The sequence below is a fragment of the Thermovirga sp. genome (assembly GCA_012523215.1).
Lineage (GTDB): Bacteria > Synergistota > Synergistia > Synergistales > Thermovirgaceae > 58-81.
In genome coordinates this window covers 1-2,294 of sequence record JAAYIZ010000178.1, presented here as the reverse complement: position 1 = coordinate 2,294, position 2,294 = coordinate 1, and the positions used below count along the sequence as shown (strand labels likewise).

Genomic DNA, 2,294 nt, shown 5'->3' with positions numbered 1-2,294 from the left:
GGGAGTGGACCTCCCTCCTGAGTATCCCTTCTCCCCTCCCGTGGATAATGACTACTTCGCCGTACCCGGCGCGGAAAGCCCTGTCAAGGTACACCTCCATCTCGGGTATGGCTTCATCTACGGTCATTCCCCTGACCATTATCGAAGAGGGCACGCCCCTTGGCACGGGGACATGGGCGCTCTGGAAGGGCTCTGCCGCCGGGGACGGCACTTTGCCCTCGACTCTGGCCAAGTCCTTCAGGGGGACGTCTATCGTCATGGAGCCCGCGACTACCGCGGCCTTGTCCCCTTTTATAGATTCGACGACACCTCTGGCCTCGGTGCCTATAAACTTGACGACATCACCAACCCTGGGAACACCTTCTCTTTCCATCCTTTTCCTGGCCAGAGTCTTCTCCCTGCGGTTTATCCTGTCCTTCAGCGGCTGCATTTCTTCCTTTGACTTCCCAAATTCCCTGCGGGCGGATGATTCGGCGGCCCCGCGCAACCGGTTGAGCATCTCCAGGGCAGTTCTTTCCGCCTTATCCATGATGATCTTGGCCTTTTTGTCGGCGGCCTCCAAGATTTTTTCCTGTTTTTCGTCTACCCCTCGGATCCTATCCTCGAATTTTCGCCTAAGTGAGGCGAGATTCTTCCTCTCCTCGGCCAAGGCCGTTCCCGCACTCTCCAGTTCGACCTGCTTATCGAAAAGTTCCGCCATGACCTGCTCTGCCGTCCGAGCCTCGCCGGAAAGGTGTTCCCTGGCCAAGTCGATGACTTCCTTGGGCATTCCTAGCCTCTCGGCGATGAACAGAGCGTTGCTCTTTCCAGGAAGTCCCATGATCAGTTTAAATGTCGGGGCCAGGGTGGCCGGGTCGAACTCCATGCCGGCCGCTTCCACCCCCCTGCTACCGAGGGCGTAGCGTTTTATGGGGTTATGATGGGTTGTAGCAAGAACCAGGGAACCTCTTTCCTTCAATGCTTCCAGGATGGCGATCCCCAGGGCGGCGCCCTCCTGAGGGTCCGTTCCGGCTCCGAGTTCATCCAGCAGGAAGAGGCTATCCTTGCCGGCCTTCTCCATCATGGCTATAATCCTTCGAATATGGGAACTGAAGGTGGAGAGGCTCTGCTCTATACCCTGCTCATCGCCTATGTCAGCTGCCATGTGGACGATCCAGCCCACCCGGGTTCCCTCGGCCGCGGGGACGGGGAGTCCCGACAGGGCGAGGAAGATCCCGATGGCTACCGACTTCAGCACCACCGTTTTCCCGCCGGTATTGGGCCCGGTGATGATCAGTTGGCGAAACCTCTCTCCGCAGTGGATGCTCACCGGTACGCACTCTTTACCGATCAGTGGGTTCCAGAGGTCCTGGAAGTGGAAGCGGGATCGATCATCCAGTTCGGGCAGGGTCCAGGAAGATTCAGCCATGAATTGATCACAGGCATAAAGGACATCGATCCTGGCCAGGGCGGACTCGGTCTCCAGGATGGGGAGTTCTTTTTCCAGGAGCATGACGGTGAGGGAAGACAGGATCCTTCTCTCCTCCTCGTTTTCCTCGCGTCGGAGAATCTCGATCCTGTTGTTCAGGGAAACGAGTTCTTTTGGCTCCATGTAAACGCCCTTGCCGGAAGAAGACCTATCGATGGCTATCCCGTCGAACCGCCCGGAGTCCTCGGCCCTGACCAGGAGGGCGAATCGCCCGTTCCTGAAGTGCACAACCCTGTCCTGAAGCATCGGGGTCATACCGGGCTCCGAGGAGAGCGCCGCGCACCGGGACCGCGCCCTGAACGTGAGGTCTCTGAGGGAGAGCCTTACCCGGGCTAGTTTCTCCGAGGCGCTGTCGTAGAGTTCACCGTCATCGGACAGGACCTGGAGTTTTTCAAGTTCCACTTCCAGATCCCGGATCCCTTCGGAGAGTTTTTCGATGCCGGGTATTTCTTTTCGGGCTTCCCTCAGAACCTCCTTGATCCTCTTGGAAAGGCCTATCAGGATCCGAAAAAGGAGCAGTTCCCCCCCCGCCAGTACCGCCGAATCCCTGGCGCTCTCTAGGAGAGATCCTAAGGGTTTTATCCTCTCATCCCAGGGCAATTCTCCCCTGGTTTCAACGTAACGGATATAGGACTTCAGTTGTTCCTGTCGCTGGCGGGCAGCATTGACCGATGCCGCCGGGACCATCTCCCTGAGCAAGGAAACGCCAATCTCTGATCTTGTCCTCCTGGACATTCTTTCCAGGACGGCGGTGATCTCGACCAGTTCCGTGGTTTTGTCTTCGACCCTCAAATTGAAGGCTCCGCCATTTCCATGTTCCCGCCCT

The 2,294-nt window shown here is 57.8% G+C and carries 1 protein-coding gene; it reads right to left on the bottom strand.

All coding sequences use genetic code 11. The annotated features are described in order from the left end of the window. Nucleotides 1-2,260 (bottom strand): endonuclease MutS2 (locus GX108_05080; protein NLO56412.1); only part of this gene is annotated, 2,260 nt, incomplete at its 3' end. Between the last annotated feature and the right edge of the window lie 34 nt (nt 2,261-2,294).